Consider the following 1213-nt stretch of genomic DNA (forward strand, 5'->3'; position numbering starts at 1 on the left):
CCGGAGTCGGGACTCTACCATTTCCATTTCAGGCAGTATGACCCATCCGCCGGAGTATGGACTTCGGAGGATCCTATTGGTATTATTGGAGGAAACAACTTGTACTCTTATGTGAGGAATAATCCCGTCAATCGTGTGGATTCCCTCGGATTATTTGAAGACTCAGGATTTGATGATATGGGGGATGTGGATGATTTTGGGGAACAAGTTGACCGAGCAGATTATTCTCATCCAGGAACTGAGTTAGGCGCAAGGGAAAGAGATGTGGATGATTTTGGAGAACGGCAAGATAGAAAAGATTATGTTGACCCTGATTCGATCTTAGCAAATCGAAACAGCACATTTGATGATTTGTTTAGATGTATTCTGCCCGCATTGGGGAAAATAAGTATAAAAGTAGGCAAATTAACATACTATACAATCCAAGCAATCACTGGAGCCTTTTTATCGAGAAATCCGTTGTCAGGAGTTGAAGCACTCGCGGAATGGGAAATTACGGTTCAAGAATTGACAGAAATAAGCAAAAATACAAGAGACTGTTGCCAAAAAAAATGAGCCCTATAACCTAGACGTATCTTTTGTTAAGATATAACAATAACTTGTTGAGAACAATGATAACTCGCCAATCCATACAATTTAAGATTCATCTACTAATACAAGTAATTTGTCAATTGATTTATTCATTTTCGTCAATTGATATTCTACATAAAATTGCAATGGTTGTTTCATTAATTGCTTTTGTGTGTTTTTTATCAATAAGCACAGATGCCACAAGGAATAATATTCATTTTTTAGAGTGCTTAAGAAGAAGTTTTAAAATATTCGTTTTGTTTATGTACACATGTATAATAGTAACAATTCCTGGTATTTTATATTTTATATTTAAGCCTGTTTTTTTAAGCGTTATAAAAATTAACGACATCACCTTTATGAATATTTTAATAATTACTTTTTCCGTATTCCTACCATATGTTATGTCTCGTTCCTTGCTGCAAATTGATTCTAGTGTTGCAAAAATAATAAAAGATTCATTTTGTTGTAGTGTGAAAAATACATATACAACAGCCACTATTGCTGTAATATTTATATTGATTACTAGTGCTACGATTTATATAAAAAACAGATTCGGACTAGCTGAAGAGATACTTGTAAATTTATTATTAGTGCAAATATTCATTATAGATTTTCTTTGTAATAAAAAAAAATAATCTTT

1 protein-coding gene is annotated in these 1213 nt (G+C 33.0%); it reads left to right on the forward strand.

Going from position 1 to position 1213, the window contains the following annotated elements; all coding sequences use genetic code 11:
- On the forward strand, positions 1 to 555 hold a 555-nt coding region (locus tag BLQ17_RS22065; protein ID WP_143005622.1), incomplete at its 5' end, for an RHS repeat-associated core domain-containing protein.
- Between the last annotated feature and the right edge of the window lie 658 nt (positions 556 to 1213).

Origin of the sequence: Desulforhopalus singaporensis (assembly GCF_900104445.1) — a bacterium.
GTDB lineage: Bacteria > Desulfobacterota > Desulfobulbia > Desulfobulbales > Desulfocapsaceae > Desulforhopalus_A > Desulforhopalus_A singaporensis.